At 49.7% G+C, this 15,830-nt stretch carries 20 protein-coding genes; 12 read left to right on the forward strand and 8 right to left on the reverse strand.

Translation table 11 applies throughout. The annotated features are described in order from the left end of the window. Positions 1–61: 61 nt before the first annotated feature. Positions 62–1,588 (reverse strand): photosystem II chlorophyll-binding protein CP47, encoded by a 1,527-nt coding sequence (gene psbB / locus IQ256_RS06710; RefSeq protein WP_193854770.1) that lies wholly within the window; start codon positions 1,586–1,588, stop codon positions 62–64. 407 nt (positions 1,589–1,995) lie between these two features. On the opposite strand from psbB, the gene IQ256_RS06715 reads away from it, so the two are divergent. Both IQ256_RS06715 and psbM read left to right on the forward strand, forming a co-directional pair. Further along, entirely contained in the window at positions 1,996–2,415 is a 420-nt protein-coding gene (locus IQ256_RS06715) for a 2Fe-2S iron-sulfur cluster-binding protein (protein ID WP_193854771.1), read from the forward strand. 134 nt (positions 2,416–2,549) lie between these two features. Continuing rightward, positions 2,550–2,660, forward strand: coding sequence for a photosystem II reaction center protein PsbM (gene psbM / locus IQ256_RS06720; RefSeq protein WP_038016085.1), 111 nt, complete (start codon positions 2,550–2,552; stop codon positions 2,658–2,660). 239 nt (positions 2,661–2,899) lie between these two features. On the opposite strand, the gene IQ256_RS06725 is transcribed toward psbM, so the two are convergent. Beyond that, on the reverse strand, positions 2,900–4,249 hold the full coding sequence (locus IQ256_RS06725; RefSeq protein WP_193854772.1) for a proton extrusion protein PcxA: 1,350 nt from the start codon (positions 4,247–4,249) through the stop codon (positions 2,900–2,902). A 119-nt stretch (positions 4,250–4,368) separates the two neighbouring features. Here IQ256_RS06725 and IQ256_RS06730 point away from each other — a divergent pair, with 119 nt between their 5' ends. Beyond that, positions 4,369–5,070, forward strand: coding sequence for a 4'-phosphopantetheinyl transferase superfamily protein (locus IQ256_RS06730; protein WP_193854773.1), 702 nt, complete (start codon positions 4,369–4,371; stop codon positions 5,068–5,070). Between the two features lie 35 nt (positions 5,071–5,105). Here IQ256_RS06730 and IQ256_RS06735 read toward each other — a convergent pair whose 3' ends face one another. Beyond that, positions 5,106–6,131, reverse strand: a complete 1,026-nt coding sequence (locus IQ256_RS06735) for a phosphodiester glycosidase family protein (protein WP_228024638.1) — start codon at positions 6,129–6,131, stop codon at positions 5,106–5,108. After that, positions 6,106–7,245, reverse strand: a complete 1,140-nt coding sequence (locus IQ256_RS06740) for a glycosyltransferase family 2 protein (protein WP_193854774.1) — start codon at positions 7,243–7,245, stop codon at positions 6,106–6,108. Before IQ256_RS06740 ends, IQ256_RS06735 begins: the two co-directional genes overlap by 26 nt. 70 nt (positions 7,246–7,315) lie before the next feature. Here IQ256_RS06740 and IQ256_RS06745 point away from each other — a divergent pair, with 70 nt between their 5' ends. After that, the gene (locus tag IQ256_RS06745) at positions 7,316–8,329 is read left to right on the forward strand and encodes a glycosyltransferase family 2 protein (RefSeq protein WP_193854775.1); all 1,014 of its coding nucleotides are present in this window, start codon (positions 7,316–7,318) and stop codon (positions 8,327–8,329) included. Positions 8,330–8,337: 8 nt separating this feature from the next. Beyond that, a complete protein-coding gene (locus IQ256_RS06750; RefSeq protein WP_228024639.1) occupies positions 8,338–9,609 on the forward strand; it encodes a glycosyltransferase in 1,272 nt (423 codons plus the stop codon). Positions 9,610–9,818: 209 nt separating this feature from the next. Here the strand turns inward: IQ256_RS06750 and IQ256_RS06755 are convergent, their stop codons facing one another. From IQ256_RS06755 to ndhC, 3 genes are read right to left on the reverse strand one after another with little or no spacing between them, the layout of a single operon-like run. Then, positions 9,819–10,361 carry an NAD(P)H-quinone oxidoreductase subunit J gene (locus tag IQ256_RS06755; protein ID WP_193854777.1) on the reverse strand — a complete coding sequence of 181 codons (543 nt, stop codon included), beginning with the start codon at positions 10,359–10,361 and terminating at the stop codon, positions 9,819–9,821. 5 nt (positions 10,362–10,366) lie between these two features. Continuing rightward, positions 10,367–11,113 (reverse strand): NADH-quinone oxidoreductase subunit NuoB, encoded by a 747-nt coding sequence (nuoB, locus tag IQ256_RS06760; protein ID WP_370623362.1) that lies wholly within the window; start codon positions 11,111–11,113, stop codon positions 10,367–10,369. A gap of 8 nt (positions 11,114–11,121) precedes the next feature. Further along, on the reverse strand, positions 11,122–11,484 hold the full coding sequence (ndhC, locus tag IQ256_RS06765) for a photosynthetic/respiratory NAD(P)H-quinone oxidoreductase subunit C (protein WP_193854778.1): 363 nt from the start codon (positions 11,482–11,484) through the stop codon (positions 11,122–11,124). A gap of 280 nt (positions 11,485–11,764) precedes the next feature. On the opposite strand from ndhC, the gene IQ256_RS06770 reads away from it, so the two are divergent. The 6 genes from IQ256_RS06770 (at position 11,765) to IQ256_RS06795 (ending at position 14,449) form a co-directional block, all read left to right on the forward strand. Further along, the gene (locus IQ256_RS06770) at positions 11,765–12,187 is read left to right on the forward strand and encodes a rubredoxin (protein WP_370623360.1); all 423 of its coding nucleotides are present in this window, start codon (positions 11,765–11,767) and stop codon (positions 12,185–12,187) included. A gap of 185 nt (positions 12,188–12,372) precedes the next feature. After that, the gene (locus tag IQ256_RS06775; RefSeq protein WP_193854779.1) at positions 12,373–13,407 is read left to right on the forward strand and encodes a photosynthesis system II assembly factor Ycf48; all 1,035 of its coding nucleotides are present in this window, start codon (positions 12,373–12,375) and stop codon (positions 13,405–13,407) included. 250 nt (positions 13,408–13,657) lie between these two features. Then, a complete protein-coding gene (gene psbE, locus IQ256_RS06780) occupies positions 13,658–13,900 on the forward strand; it encodes a cytochrome b559 subunit alpha (protein ID WP_006455529.1) in 243 nt (80 codons plus the stop codon). A gap of 48 nt (positions 13,901–13,948) precedes the next feature. After that, positions 13,949–14,083 carry a cytochrome b559 subunit beta gene (psbF, locus tag IQ256_RS06785; RefSeq protein WP_193854780.1) on the forward strand — a complete coding sequence of 45 codons (135 nt, stop codon included), beginning with the start codon at positions 13,949–13,951 and terminating at the stop codon, positions 14,081–14,083. Between the two features lie 23 nt (positions 14,084–14,106). Continuing rightward, on the forward strand, positions 14,107–14,229 hold the full coding sequence (locus tag IQ256_RS06790; protein WP_193854781.1) for a photosystem II reaction center protein L: 123 nt from the start codon (positions 14,107–14,109) through the stop codon (positions 14,227–14,229). 100 nt (positions 14,230–14,329) lie between these two features. Further along, positions 14,330–14,449: a photosystem II reaction center protein J gene (locus tag IQ256_RS06795; RefSeq protein WP_193854782.1), complete on the forward strand. Its 120-nt coding sequence runs from the start codon at positions 14,330–14,332 to the stop codon at positions 14,447–14,449. A 128-nt stretch (positions 14,450–14,577) separates the two neighbouring features. Here IQ256_RS06795 and psaI read toward each other — a convergent pair whose 3' ends face one another. Beyond that, positions 14,578–14,748 (reverse strand): photosystem I reaction center subunit VIII, encoded by a 171-nt coding sequence (gene psaI, locus IQ256_RS06800; protein ID WP_193854783.1) that lies wholly within the window; start codon positions 14,746–14,748, stop codon positions 14,578–14,580. A gap of 744 nt (positions 14,749–15,492) precedes the next feature. Between psaI and IQ256_RS06805 the strand changes: the two genes are divergently transcribed. Further along, entirely contained in the window at positions 15,493–15,750 is a 258-nt protein-coding gene (locus tag IQ256_RS06805; RefSeq protein ID WP_193854784.1) for a GlsB/YeaQ/YmgE family stress response membrane protein, read from the forward strand. Positions 15,751–15,830: the final 80 nt, after the last annotated feature.

Here is a 15,830-nt window from a genome sequence, read left to right on the forward strand (position 1 = left end):
ACCAGAGCAAAAACTAAGACAGGCTCTAACACTATATTAGAGCCTACCCTAGCCGATTAACTTACTTAGAAACCTTAGTTGAGAGGTCACCTACCTTCTGATAGAAACCCCACTCAACCTGCTGAGGCGATAGGTCAGGATCGACACCCGCAAATACGTCTCTAAATAACGTACGAGCGCCATGCCAGATATGACCAAAGAAGAACAGCAGCGCAAAGACCGCATGTCCGTAGGTAAACCAGCCGCGAGGACTAGAACGGAATACACCGTCAGAATCCAGCGTTGCCCGGTCAAACTCAAACGGTTCACCCAACTGAGCTTTACGCGCATAGCGCTTAACTGCAGCGGGGTCTGTAATATGCTGGCCGTCTAGCTCACCACCGTAGAAGTCAACAACTACGCCAGTCTGCTCAAAGCTATACTTCGATTCAGCTCGGCGGAACGGGATGTCAGCGCGCAAGTTCTGGTCCTTATCAACAAGAACAACTGGGAAAGTCTCAAAGAAGTTAGGCAAGCGACGAACCGTTAGCTCGCGGCCATCACCATCGTGAAAGACAGGATGCCCTAGCCAAGCAGTCGCAATACCATCGCCTGTATTCATCGGGCCAACGCGGAACAAACCACCCTTGGCAGGGCTGTTGCCTACATAGTCGTAGAACGCAAGCTTCTCAGGAATACTGGCGTAAGCTTCTTCCTCAGAAGCACCGCCAGCAACAGCTCGCTGTACACGTCGGTCGATCTCTTCGGCGAAGTAGCTGCCATCCCACTGATAGCGAGTTGGGCCAAACAGTTCAATGGGTGTCGTCGCAGAGCCGTACCACATTGTGCCAGCTACGATGAAAGCCGCAAAGAATACAGCCGCAATCGAGCTAGATAGCACGGTCTCGATATTACCCATACGCAGCGCTTTGTACAGCCGCTGTGGCGGACGAACCGTGAGGTGAAATAGCCCAGCCACAATGCCGACAATACCTGCCGCAATATGGTGAGCAACCACGCCACCTGGATTAAACGGGTTAAAGCCAGCCGGTCCCCACTCAGGAGCAACCCCCTGAACATGGCCAGTCAAGCCATACGGATCAGAAACCCACATGCCAGGTCCCCAGAGACCTGTGAGATGAAACGCTCCGAAACCGAAGCACAGTAGACCAGAGAGAAATAGGTGGATGCCGAACATCTTAGGCAAGTCCAGAGCAGGCTCGCCCGTACGGGGGTCGCGGAAAAGCTCTAGATCCCAAAACACCCAGTGCCAGCAAGCTGCCAAGAACAGCAGGCCGGACAATACGATGTGAGCGAGTGCCACACCTTCAAAAGACCAAAAGCCAGGGCTTACACCCGTAGCTCCGGTTACGTCCCAGCCGCCCCAAGACCCTGTTACACCCAATCGGGTCATAAAAGGAAGCACGAACATGCCCTGCCGCCACATGGGGTTGAGCACTGGATCGCTTGGATCAAAAGTGGCTAGCTCGAACAGGGCCATAGAACCTGCCCAGCCGGCTACAAGTGCCGTATGCATTAAATGTACAGAAATCAAACGCCCTGGGTCATTCAGAACGACTGTATGTACTCGGTACCAAGGTAGACCCATTGACTACGCTCCTCCTTGTTTTGCTAAAAAAATGTTGATTGCCTACTTAAACTTTTGTGAACATCAAAATTTGAGTCCAAACCGAGCTTTTGTAGAGCGAAGCCTGTTAATAAAAATTTGATGTCCGCTAAAAAGACTTCAGATATTACTAAGGCTACCAGATATAGAACCTCTCCAAACCTGTAAAGTGGCGACTATATGGCGATTATCCCTGCTTTTTGCCAAAGAAAAAGTAAGAAATTAGACCCGTCTGCCCAGGTTCGTACACAAAAATGTAAAAATGAAGGTGTATAAAGAAGTGTAACTATTCCTCAACCTTCAAAGCAAGCGTGAGGCAAACGAAATGGCCTGATAATAGATGGCCTAATCAGCAAAGACGCGGCAGAAATACAGATGGGACACAGCTCATGGTTAGTATTAAGTTTGTTAAAGAAAATAAGGAAATTGAGGTAGCTACTGGCTCAAACCTCAGGTTCAAGGCCCAGGAAAACAACATTGATATCTATACCTTCATGGGCAAGCTCACTCAGTGCGGTGGCTATGGTCAGTGCGGTACCTGCGTTGTGGATATCGTAGAAGGAGCGCATAACTTATCTCCTCGTAACGCGGTTGAAGATCGCATGCTTAAGAAACGCCCTTCAACCTGCCGATTGGCTTGTCAAACGGTCGTAAACGGCTCGATCAGCGTTGTGACCAAGCCTGATAAAAAGGAAAGCTTGAAAAAACTCAAAGCAGAAAAGGCAGCGCTTCAAGCTGCTGAAGCAGTTCCTCAAGAGTCAGCGGGCGAAGATAGCCCCTCTGGCAAAACCATAGCCTCAGTGGATTAGACCTTGGCAGAACTGTCCTTTGGCAATCTCTTTAGTAATGTAGAAGGCAAGCGGACAGAGCGTGGAGTGCTATGCTGAGGCTGTCGGCTGCAAATATTTGTCGGCTGTAAATATTTAGGATTAGGTAGGGTCTTATGGAAACTAACAAACTAGGCTTTGTTGCTAGCGTTTTGTTTGTCTTTGTTCCGACGGTATTTTTGTTGATTTTGTATATTCAAACTGCGAGTAAGAAGACAGGTACATAGCTCGCGACTAGAGGAGCTGACTGTAGAAATCATCGCCAAAAATATTAGCTATGTATGCTGGCGTACCCCCTAAACCATAAGGATATTACGAAGACAGTCTTGCAAAGGCTCAATCCGCCTAGCTTGGCTTCGTTTGGCTTGAATCTGCCTTAAATCTGCAGGGCAGCTCGTCTGGTCTAGTCCATTCCAATATCCAAATAAAAAGCCCTTCAGATAGCGAGTATCAGGAGGGCTTCTTTTTATTCATTCATATTTTTATAGGTAGCAACAGCAGAGGGAGAGATACGGTTGAGGTATCGGAAAATCCAATACTTAAAAACGGTATCGAGGATGACTGGAAAGGTAGCAATGAACAGAAAGATAAAGTTGCGGTTAGCTGGTAATCCTAAGTGATCGGCCATGCCTTCTAGTAGAACCTCCCACCCATGTGGGGAATGGAAGCCGACGAAGATATCAGTAAAAAGAATGATGATAAAAGCTTTAGCACTATCGCTAAGACCGTAGATGATTTCGTCAATAAAGCCCTTAAGGGTGGCAACCTGCTCTCGGCAGTTGGTCAGGAGCAAGGAGAAGCTAAGAACCGCAATCACGTCGGCAAATACATTTTCTACTGCGTCGGCGCTGCGTTGACGATAGTCTTCTTCGATCTGGAAAGCTTTCTGTTTAACCCGCTCTTCGATCTCTAGTTCGGTCAGGCTGGGGGCTTTGCCAATCAAGACTTCGAATCGAAAGCGTTCTTCGTACCGCTGCAGTTCGTGAAGGGCTTCTTCCTCCATGGCTACGTTGAGGAAGACCTCTGCTTGAGTCGTGTCACGAGTGTATTCAACCAGGGGGGCAACCAAAAAGTTTTTGCTTAAGTACTGGGCTAGCAGCGGTACGATGATCAACTGCAAGACGAAAGTGATAGCAATTGTGGTTTGAGTCTTGGAATTGCGAAAGTTGCGAACGACCTCGACTTCGGCTTCAGGATCGAGGTCTTGTTTGATGCGATCAACCGTACGCAGAATAGAGCGAGGCAGGACACTACTGCTGCGGCTGAGCGCTTCGTTTTGAGTGTCATCTTTGGAGCTATTTTTTAGCTTCCTATCAGAAAGCTCGCTGGAAGAAGATTGATTAGTAGGGCTATTGGCGGATCGTGGGGAAAGAGAATTGGCGGCGGTTGCTTGAAGCTGGTTGAGCGAGAGCAGAGAAGTCTGGCCGTATCGCTCTAAGACTTCGTCGACAAGCTGAAGCTTTTTGAAGAAAACCGCAGGACCGCTGATCTGATTGAGGGGCAGATCGTCAGGCAGTGAGATGGAGCGGCGGCCAATGCTAGATAGCTGCAGCGCGTCGCTGCTGGTTCGAAATTCAGCCATCCGCCGCCGAATAATGGAAAGATATTTGCGGCGGTCTTTTTGCAAGATGCGATAGGAACTAGCGCTGTAGGTGCCGTTTTCTGGGGTGATCGGTTTGCCGTTGAAGTAATTTTCTTCGATCTGGCAAATCTTGAGAGCAGCCTCGTAAGCTTGGTCTAAGGATCTATCAGGCGTGCCAAAGAACCACCGCCGAAGCCGGCTGATGATTCCTAGTTGCTGCGAAGAGTTTGTCATTGCTAACTAAAGCTGCAGCCTGCGAGTGATTAGTGCTTATATCTTACGGGGATGACAAATTATCTTAGTTTATTGTGAGCTTATTGTGGACAAAATTAGCATTCTAGTTGCGCGCTTGTATGGGTGAGGCTGTTCAGGTTTGGCGAGTGCCGCTGCTGATATCAGACCAGGCGATCGCACGGTATGCAAAGTGCTTGTCTGCAGATGAGCGCGCGCGGGCGGATCGGTTTCGGTTCGAGGCAGATCGCCGTAAGTTTGTAGTTGCCAGAGGAACGCTGCGGCATTTGCTGGGGAAGCGATTTGGCTGCGCGGCGGGGGCGATCGCATTCTGCTATAGCAAATACGGCAAGCCCGAGACCAGCGCTGACCCAAGTGGTTACAGCTTTCACTTCAATCTTTCCCACTCAGGAGAAATCGCTTTGTGTGCGCTAGGGGGCGATCGCACTGTAGGCATCGATATCGAAAAGGTCAAGCCGATCCAGCGTCTCGACAGCCTGTTAGAGCGGTGCCTAGTCGCAAGGGAAAAAGCGATAGTAAAATCTCAGCCGATAGAACAGCAGCCTTCTGCTTTTTTGCAGCACTGGACCTGCAAAGAAGCCTATCTAAAGGCGATTGGTTTGGGACTGTCGCAGTCGATGACCACTGTAGAAGTCGATCTAAATCCGGCCCCGTTCGATTCACCTCGATTCGTCCATGTGCCGGATGAGTGCGCGGCAGGCTGGCAGCTACACAGGATAGCGGTGCCCGAAACTTATGTAGCAGCCTTAGTCGTCGCCGGAGAATCGGCTGTAGACGTCAAAGATTGGCAGCATTCTGATTAGCTGGATCTGGCTAGCGAAACTTAAAGTCAGTTCTGTCAACGATCTGGCTGCGTGAGTAGGATGACGGACTTAACTGGCCGTCGAACTGGGTTGTCTTCGGCATCTGCGAGGCCAAAGTAGGTTTGGCCTGCTACGAATAGCGCTGAGGAACTGCCGCCGTCTAGATTTAACAGCTTAGTAATGCCTAGAGATTTGGCGAAGTCTGCTAGTTCTAGAAGCGTCATGCCGCTAGAGCTAGCGTTCTTTTCGACCATGATTAGCGCGATCGCCCCGTCTGGATAAAGGCCGATGGCGCTGCGAGCATTGGGCTGTAGGCTACCGATGGCATCTCGAATTAGCGTGCCGTTGTCGTAGTCTATAAACGCTTCAGTCTCAGAGGTATCGATCGGTAGAAGCTGCGGACCTGCACCAATAGCGGTGCTTACCCGGCAGCCATCGGGTGGCGGCGCGTCGTGAAAGGTGATGTCGTAAGTAGTAGCATTTGCCACGTCAGCATCTGCGCTGCGGCAGCGATAGACCCGAAATTCTGAACGGTTAAGAATCTGAGGCATATACTGACTTAGATCCAAGTTATCAACGAGGCGTTCATTATCCGCAGGATCGCCGATGGTCTGACCTTGAGAAATTAGGTGAGAGGTGGTTTTGCCGTTGTTCGGATCGAAGAATCCGCCGTTGATGATGTAGTCGGCGCTAGAGTCTTCGGCAAAGGCTTCTATGGTGGCAAGACCAGTGGCAAGATCTTCAGCAACTGCAATCGATAGCTCGGCGCTGACAGGCTGAGTGACTACGTGTGCGATCGCCTCTCCGACAACGTGCGTTCTATGACCATAGGCTCTGATTGCGTCAGCAGATGTTGTTCTGGCAGTGTCAATCTTGTTGTTTTCAATCTTGGGTGCAGTCTTGGGGTCCATCACTCGCGGTTCATTTGGCACAGCCGCCGCCCACTGCCTAGAAAATCTAGTCAACAGCCAGGTGCTGCCTAATCCTAGACACAGCAGCAGACCAAGTGCTGCCCATAGATTACGCGGCGATAGATTACGCGGCGGTCGTCGCGGTGGCATTTCTAACTTTCTCGCTGTAGTCTTTAGCACGCAGTTGACGAAAGCCTGTGAAGACGATTTGCCTGGCCCACGCTGGTAAGTACGATAGCACTTGGCCTAGCTTTGCTCGATTTGAAAGAGTGCCTGCTTGTTTGAGCTCAGTGATCAGAGTTCTACCGCGTTCTGTTTCGCCTTTCTCGATCAGGCGCAGGGCTAAAACTTGCTTGAGGTTTTGCAGACTGCTAAGGCGAAACTGTTCTAGCGCTGGGCGATCGCAAAACTGATAGCTAGCTAGACAAAAAGACTTGGCGCTGAGGAAATGAATATCTTGATTAAGACTGGTTTGACCGCCGTGGAATCGGTATTCCATCAGCCGTTTGGGTAAGAAGTAGGCAGTTTGATTGGCGATCGCACAGCGCACTAATAGATCAAAATCCTCACAGCCATCCGCCTCAAACCGCATAAAGTCTATAGCCTCTAAACTACGCTTACGAAACAGCGAAGACCCTACCTGCAAGCTTTGTTTCACGAGCGTTTCGTAGAGTAAATCATCGACGATACCGCCCAATCGATCTTTTCCCCATTTAATCGAATTCGCTACCGTTGCGGCCTGATCTCGCTGATTCAAAACATTGATTATCCAATGATCTGAGCAAACAAAATCGACGGTGGGCTCAGCCTCAAGCACAGCCACCGCTTCTTCTAGAAAGGTGGACGTTAGCGCGTCATCGTCATCAAACTTGATGAAATACTGGCCTTTGGCAGCGTCGTAGCCAGACCTCATATTGCGGCTTCGCTGAATATTTTGAGGATGTCGAATGTAGCGAATGCGCGGATCGGCCCACTGACTAATGACTTCAGCAGTGCGATCTTGTGAAGCGTCATCGCAGATAATGAGCTCGAAATCGGAATAGGTTTGATCGAGCACGCTAGCCACGGCGTAGGGCAAAATGTCAGCGCGATTATAGGTAGGAATGCAGACGCTGACTTTAGGATTATGGGCTGGAGCTTTTTGCTCACCGCCTGCTGACTCAGTATCTGCTGCTAACCCATTGTCTGCTGACTCAGTATCTGCTGCTGGCTCAGTATCTGCTGCTGACTCACTGCCCGTTGAATAGAAAGAATCGTTTGCCACAAGATATAGGAATAAGGGTGGGAAGACTGGTAAAGATATCGACCTTTTGTTGAATACTTTCGGTAGGTTTATGACTCCCCCATATAGCGCTGGCTATAGCGAGGATGCTTCTACATATTGCCCACAGGTCTCAGTCATTGTGCCCATCTACAATGGCGAGCAAGATTTGCCAGGATTGTTGGACTGTCTGCTTTCCCAGACCTATCTGGCCGATCGAGTTGAGTTTTTGCTAGTAGATAACGGCAGTAGTGATAGCACCGCTCAAATCCTATCGACCGCTACCGCTCGCTTTGCTGCCAAAGGGCTAGTACTCAAAGTCCTTAGCGAGACCCACATTCAAAGCGCCTACGCTGCTCGCAACGCTGGCATTCGCGCCGCGACAGGCGAGATTTTGGCGTTTACGGATGCCGACTGCTACCCTCACTCTTGCTGGCTCTCGGAGCTGGTACAGCCCTTTCAAGATTCTGAGGTGGGGTTAGTTGCGGGCGAAATTTCGGCCCTGCCAGGCAATAACTGGTTAGAAACCTACGCTGAGCGCAAGGCGTTTATGAGCCAGCATCACACGCTAAACCATGCGTTTTGTCCGTATGGTCAAACGGCTAATCTAGGCGTGCGAGTGCGATCGCTACACAAAGTTGGCCTATTCCGTCCGTATTTGACCACAGGCGGCGATGCCGATATCTGCTGGCGGATTCAAAAAGAAGGGGGCTGGAAAATTCAGGCTGCGCCCAAAGCACTGGTTCAGCATCGGCATCGGCAGACACTCAAAGAACTCGGTCGTCAGTGGTATCGATACGGTCAATCCAATCGTTACTTACATGAGCTATATGGCGTTGATTTAGCTAGACCTCTGCCCAGCCGGGAGCGCAGTCGTAGTTTCTTTCGATGGCTGCTAAAGGATTTGCCGAGTGCGCTAGCTGGATTTATCTGCTGTCAAGAAGCAGCGATTGAAGCCGTCATCGTGCCGCTCGATATCTACTGCGCTCGGGCTCGCGATCTGGGTCAAAAAGAAGCCAGACTGCCTGATGCTGCCCGGCAAAAGCCAACTTTTGAAGTCACTGTTCCTATCCCGGCTGTGGAATGAATATTTTAATGCTGTCAGCGACGTTTCCCTATCCGCCGACCAGAGGAGGGACTTCGGTCAGGACATTCAATCTACTGAAATATCTAAAGCAGCAGGGACACCATATTAGCTTGGGCACGCTGCGATCGCCTGATGTGACGTTTGATGAGATCGAGGCTTTGGCAGAGTGGGTAGATCAGCTAGCCGTGTTCAATCGCCCGGCGGATGCTTCGAGTCCATCCTCTCTTAGAAAAATGCAGCAAAAAGCGCAGCGGCTGGCGGATTTTGCCGTCAGCGGCGTCCCACCTAGCGTGAGTACGACTCATTCTGAGGATATGCAGATTTGGGTAGATCAGCAGATCGCCAGTGATTTGTTTGACGCGATTACCTGCGAGCACTGCGTCAATGAAGCGTACGTACCGGATGACATTTTGCGGAAAGTTCCAGTAGCGGTAGTGAATATTCACAGCTCTGTGTACGGCACCTGTGCCCATCAGCTAGCAGGGGGAATGGCTGAGAAGCCTTGGCGCGATCGCATCAACCTTCCCCTACTCAAACGCTACGAGCACCACTACTGCCAAAAATTCTCTCACCTGGTGGTAACCACCACCGAAGACCAAGCGCAGATTCAATCGCTTAGCGGTAAAAACAATATTCAAGTCATTCCTAACGGCGTTGATTTAGAAGCCTTTCCCTATCGCGTCCAAGATCCGGGTGGTCAGCAGCTAGTATTCATCGGCGCGATGGATAATCTTCCTAATATCGACGCAGTTACCTTCTTGGCCCAAAAGATCTTGCCCCTAATCAGAGCGCACTATCCTGATACCACGCTTTCACTAGTTGGCGCTCGCCCAACGCCAACGGTCCAGGCACTAGGCAACTTACCCAATGTAACTGTGACTGGCAAAGTGCCAGAAATGACGCCTTATCTACACGAATCTGCGGTCTGCGTGATTCCGATGCGGACGGGTTACGGCATCAAGAACAAAACGCTGGAGGCGATGGCAGCAGGAATTCCGGTGGTGGCTAGCGATCGCGGGTTAGAAGGATTGGAGGTCGATGGCGATCGGATTCCTTTACGGGCCCTGCGAGCAAACACCGCTGAAGAATTTACCGAGGCGATCCAGCGACTGTTTGAATCTATAGATCTAAGGCGAACGCTCTCGGCGAATGGTCGAAGGATGATTGAGGAAGGATTTACCTGGGCGATCGCCGGTAAAAGATATGAACAGCTGCTATGCACTGCCGAAGTCTCAGATAACCGAGACAGTAGCCCTCGATCTGAGTCCAGCCGACCATAGCATTGGCTGATTGACCAATATCCAACCTATAGGTCGAAAGCCATGGCGAACGCTACACGTTCGAGAAACGCTATGGCTTCAGTCACTTTACCGTATAACTCTCCGCGCTAGTCTGACAAAAGCCCGCCAAAAAAGGCCTTCTACACAGCGTAGAAGACCTCATGAGCAAGCATTTATCTCATTTTCATTCGCTTCTTCAGCAGACTGCTCTAATAGGCGTCTTGGAGCTCATAGAAATCAGGAGAGATATAGTCCTTACGCAAAGGCCAGCCTTCCCAGTCCTCTGGCATCAGCAGCCGCTTCAAATTAGGATGCCCTTCATAGACAATCCCAAATAGGTCATAGCACTCTCGTTCTTGCCAGTCTGCTGCTTTCCATATCCAATAAACCGAAGGAATCTGAGGATTATCCCTCGGTAGAAAGCACTTGATTCGAACTTCAGCTGGCGCGTCCGCATCGTCGCTTAGCTTAGTGAGGTCGTAGACGCTGACCAAATCTTGACCCGGACCAGAATCATAGGCGCTCTGACAGCGCAGATAGTTAAATCCATAGGCATAGAGCGCAGTCGCAAAAGGCAGCAGGAACTGCGGGTCAACTTTGAGAACCTCGATCCCGGCATGGTCGCGCTCCATGACCTCATGGCCAAACCCCTGTTCACTTAGCCAGGTAGAGACCTCTCCAGCCTCGACAATTGCGGCATCATCAGACTCTTCCGACTGCGTAGCCGCCTCTTTATTTTCTGTATCAGCCATCTACCTCACGCCTTTTCCTTATCAACGTCTGCACCTTCTAATTTTGCCTCCGATGCTGAGCGCTCGACAGGCATACCCATCGCTTCCATCAGCTCTTTCGGCGGCGTATCCCTCGTACCAGAAGCCAAATATTCGCCAGTTAATATAGGCGCAACCACTTTCATCTCGTGAGCGCGCGTATAAAAACGATGCGTCTCTTGAAACTCTGCTCGCTCCTGCATAGACTCGTTCGCAATCTTCTTACGCAGCTTGATCACCGCATCAAAGATCGCCTCAGGTCTAGGCGGACAGCCAGGAATATAGACATCAACCGGAATGATTTTGTCTACGCCGCGCAAAGCGGTCGGCGAATCCGAGCTGAACATACCGCCAGTGATAGTACATGCGCCCATCGCCATCACATAGGCAGGTTTAGGCATCTGCTCGTATAGCCGCACTAGAGCAGGGGCCATCTTCATGGTCACAGTACCAGCTACAATAATGAGATCGGCCTGACGAGGGCTGGCCCGAGGCGCTAGACCAAAGCGGTCAAAGTCAAAGCGAGAACCTAGCAGCGCTGCAAACTCAATAAAACAGCAGGCCGTACCGTACAGCAAGGGAAACAGGCTTGAAAGCCGAGTCCAGTTGTATAGATCATCAACCGTCGTCAAAATGACATTTTCAGAGAGATCCTGCGTAACGCCTGTTCTGGCCGCAGGATTCATGATCCGCTCGCCCGGATTTACTAGCGGGTTTTGCATATCTGCTCGCATACCTTTACCTATGACCACTCCAAAGCTCCTTTACGCCATGCGTAGACTAGACCAACTACCAAAATAGCGATAAAAACCAACGCCTCCACAAATGCTAAAAGCCCTAACGTGTGGAAAGCAACTGCCCAAGGATACAAAAAGACTGTCTCTACATCGAAGACCACAAAAACCAGCGCAAACATGTAGTAGCGAATGTTGAACTGAATCCAGGCACCGCCAATGGGCTCACAGCCTGACTCGTAGGTTGTTCGGCTAGCGGGTCCAGCGCTGGCAGGGCGCAATAGCTTAGATGCGCCCAAGGCCACTACCGGTACCAGGCTACTGATGATCAAAAAGCCTAGAAAGTACTCGTATCCACTTAAAACAAACACAGCGTATGCCTTGAACCGTTGACAAAATTTCTCTTATTGTAGCGGGCTAAGCCTATAGCAGTAGCCTACTTTCTGAGTCTGACAAAGATTTCTATCGCAACAGAAAGTTGATAGAAATCTATATGAGTAGACTACTGCTTAAGCAGAAAGAAACAAAAAGGTGGGCAGAAACAAAAGCGTTCAGACCACATCCTTGCTGAGAGAAAACCACTCTATGCAATAATAGTTTACAAATATTTCATATTTTCAGTTCGCCATACCAGGCAAGTGTTTTAATCTCATGACTACTGAGCCGACTACTAATCCCGATCCGGAATCGTCCCCGATCGAGGAAATGATTCCGCTGGTGAAGCCTGACGGTTCTGATGCAGAAGAAAAACCACCTACTCCTGAGGAAATGGATCGGTTTGAGTGCCGTTCTTGTGGCTATACCTACGAACCTACTAAGGGGGATAGCCGCAGTGAAACACCGCGCGGCGTTCCCTTTAGAGAGCTACCTCTGGATTGGCGATGCAGTGTCTGTGGCTCTAGCAAGTCGCAGTTTAGCAATATCGGGCCAGCCGGTTCTGCTTCTGGTTTCAAAGAGAACTTGAGCTACGGGTTTGGTGTAAACACGCTGACACCTGGACAGAAAAACGTGCTGATCTTCGGCGCTCTAGGACTAGCTGTCCTCTTCTTCTTGAGTCTTTATGGACTGCGATAGTGGCTAGCTCGTGTGCAAGCTTTATAGGTGAGTTTGGTAGTTCACTGCTAGAGTTTGTTTCTTTTACAAATGGCGACTGACCTATTCGGTTATACGGCGTTAGTTGTTTAACGTTTGACTATTTAATGTTTGACTATGTTCTTTCGGATTGATTTTTTGCTGGAGTTGTTATGCAAACGGTTTTAATGTCCTTTCTCATAACCGCTTTTACAGCTGTGAAAGGAACCCTTAGAAAGGGAGTGATGTTGGCTTTAGTTGCGGTGCTAACAACTAGCTGTAGCAATATATTTTTACCAGGGACAGAGACTAACCCCTGGGACGTGATTGCGCTGCCAACTGAGGCATCTATCTCTGATGTGGCTTTTGCGGGTGATGGTGAGCACGGATGGTTAGTCGGTAGTCGCACAACGCTGCTGGAATCAACGGACGCTGGCAAAACCTGGGATACTCGCATTCTAGAGCTAGGTGACCAGAATTACACTTTTACCTCGATTGACTTTGAAGGGGATGAAGGCTGGCTAGTTGGGCAGCCCAATATCATGCTGCACACTACAAATGGTGGCACTTCCTGGTCTAATATTCCGCTCGATCCAAAGCTGCCAGGACAGCCGCTGCTGGTGACCGCAACCGGCAAGGATTCGGCTGAGCTCGCTACAGATATTGGCGCTATCTACGTCACTGAAGATGGCGGTCAGCAGTGGAAGGGCTTGGTTCAGTCGGCGGTGGGTGTCGTCAGAAACATGACCAGAAACCCAGATGGTCGCTACGTGGCGGTATCTTCTAGAGGTAATTTCTACTCGACTTGGCTACCCGGACAAGAAGCCTGGCAGCCCCATAACCGAGAGAACTCGAAACGACTGCAAAATATGGGCTTTACAAAAGACGGTTTGCTGTGGCTAATCGCCAGAGGCGGACAGATTCAGTTTGGGACTGAGCAGGTCGAGTATGAGGACTGGAGCGAGCCGATTAACCCTGAATTCGCATCTAGTTGGGGGCTGTTGGATGCTGCCTACCGTACGCCTGAAGAACTATGGGTAACTGGCGGCAGTGGCAACTTGCTAGTCAGTAAAGACGGGGGAGAGACCTGGGCCAAAGATAAGGCAGTCGAAAATGTTCCAACGAACTTCTACAGGGCCAAGTTTTTAGGGCCTGACCGTGGTTATGTCTTGGGTCAGCGGGGCTATTTACTGCGCTATGTTGGAGATGGGCTGCCAGTTTGAGCGGAACGCTGACGCGGGGTTCTCACCCTGAGCTCAAAATTAGTTGAGGGTCTCAGCTAAAGGCGGCTTCAGCAAAAATGAAGAAAGGCAAAAATGGAGAAGTGATGGAGAAAAGAGATTCTTGAACATTTTTCTCATACTTGCTTGTGAGTATGGCTGAGAGTTTCGTATGATGAGTCTACATACCGAATATTTTTCATACAGACCAAACGTTTTTTCTAAGAAGATTTAGTTAGGAGATCTAAGAGATATGGCTGGCGTTACCGGCGAAAGACCTTTTGGTGACATTGTCACTAGTGTTCGCTACTGGATTATTCACAGCATCACCATTCCGGCTCTGTTCATTGCGGGCTGGTTGTTCGTTTCGACGGGCCTTGCCTACGATGCATTTGGCACTCCTCGTCCTAACGAGTACTACCCTAGTAACCAAATGGAGCTACCGATTGTAGACGATCGCTACAACCCCGATCGCACGTTGAAGTATCAAGACTAGTTCGCGGCGCTCGATTTCTTTACAAGACGATTTTTCTGGAGACTTCTCATGACTAGTGGTAACCCCAACGAACCGATTACCTATCCAATTTTCACTGTGCGCTGGCTGTCTGTACATGCTTTGGCTGTGCCTTCAGTATTTTTCCTAGGCGCGATCGCAGCAATGCAGTTCATTCAACGCTAAGCCCCTAAAGGAGACACATTTCCATGGCTGATAGACCCACTAACCCGAATAAGCAGCCCGTAGAGCTAAACCGAACGTCTTTGTTCTTGGGTTTGCTCGTTGTCTTTGTGACCGGCTTGCTATTTTCTAGCTACTTCTTTAACTAACTACTTCTTTAAATAAGTTGTGGCGAAATTCAAAAGCAGGATATCTAATTAGATTAGGTATCTAAAGACATTTCCCTTGTTGTGAGTAGGATTAGGTTCCATGTTTCAAAACGGTAAGATTCCTCTTTGGATCGTAGCGACGGTCGCTGGCATCGGCGTTCTAGGTGTTGTTGGCATCTTCTTCTACGGTTCCTACGTGGGCACTGGCGCTGCTGTCTAGGCAAGTCGCTTAAACACGTAAAAGCATTAAAGAAGCCATCCGATCGAGCTGATCGGATGGCTTCCTTTTTTTTGTTTCTGTACAGAAAAGCCTAGAAGGCCATATAGCTTCGTCCGCTTGGGCTGAGCTTAGACCACATCTGTTTGGCTATCTTCAGATACCTGACCCCAAGGCGCGGACTCACCGCCTGTGGTGGCTTGACCGCGTTCGATATATATGAAGAGGGCAGCCATTGCGATCGCAGGAAAGACCAAACCAACCGTAGGGACTAGAATCGAAGGGAGAAAAGAAGCCGACATGTTCACCAATCCTTATATTAAAACTAACTGAACACCACTACCTTACTCTGAATCCGGGTCGCGGTGATCCTCCCTTAGTCGAAGTTAAAAATTAAACGCCAGCGGTTTTGTCAGGAATGATCCGGCACTAGCACCGTTAGCACCGAAGTGGCTCGTTGACGCTCTCCCCCTAACCCTATGGGTATAGTCGGAGATTCTTGCTTCAAAGACTCTTAACTAGATACCTAAGCAAGCTTAAGTACCCCCGTCAGCCCGTCTCGACAAGCATTTTAATTAACGTCCACTGTGCGCCCCACAGCAGACGGTGAACAAGTACAAAACTGATATGTTCAACCTATATCGCACAAAGTTTTACCCCAAGCACGATTTAGCTTGGGAACCCAATACTTCGTTTTCAAGGTTCAGTGCTTTGGCCCACATGACTGGTTACCTCAGCAGTACTATTGTATCAAAAGTTGCCATGATTGAGCAACATCATACGCAAGACTGTTCGCAAAGCTCACCCGTTTACACCACCCCCTAAGCTTCGCTATAGACGGAGTCCTAGCGGAGTCTGGATAGTGGCGATCTGCGAGCACCAATTCAGCCCTATCAGTTTAGCTTGATGCTAATACATCATCTCAAAGATAGATCCAATGTCTCCCTTATGAGGGGCGAGATCTACGGGTAACGCAGGCTACAGTGTGAAGCACAAGGGGGAAACCACTGTAAATCCCCTGTATTTAATCACTGGAGATTTTTATTATGGGCATTCTTGCTTGGGTTGTTTTAGGCTTATTGGCTGGTGCGATCGCTCGCGCTATCTACCCTGGTCACCAAGGACTCGGCATTCTTGGAACTATGGTTCTAGGTATCATTGGTGCGGTTGTTGGTGGCTTCATTGCTAACATATTCGTCCCTGGGGCGGCAGCAGGCTTGACCATTCCCGGCGTTATCGTCGCTGTACTGGGTGCTATCATCACTTTGTTCATCTACTACGCGGTTACAAAGCGCACTGCGTAATTGGCGCTGTATAGCCAGTAGATACCAGTAGCGGGATATAAGCGTGAGGCGAGAGCTTCCCTTTTATTTCTATACAAATA

Origin of the sequence: cf. Phormidesmis sp. LEGE 11477, assembly GCF_015207105.1 — a bacterium.
Taxonomy (GTDB): Bacteria; Cyanobacteriota; Cyanobacteriia; order Phormidesmidales; family Phormidesmidaceae; genus Phormidesmis.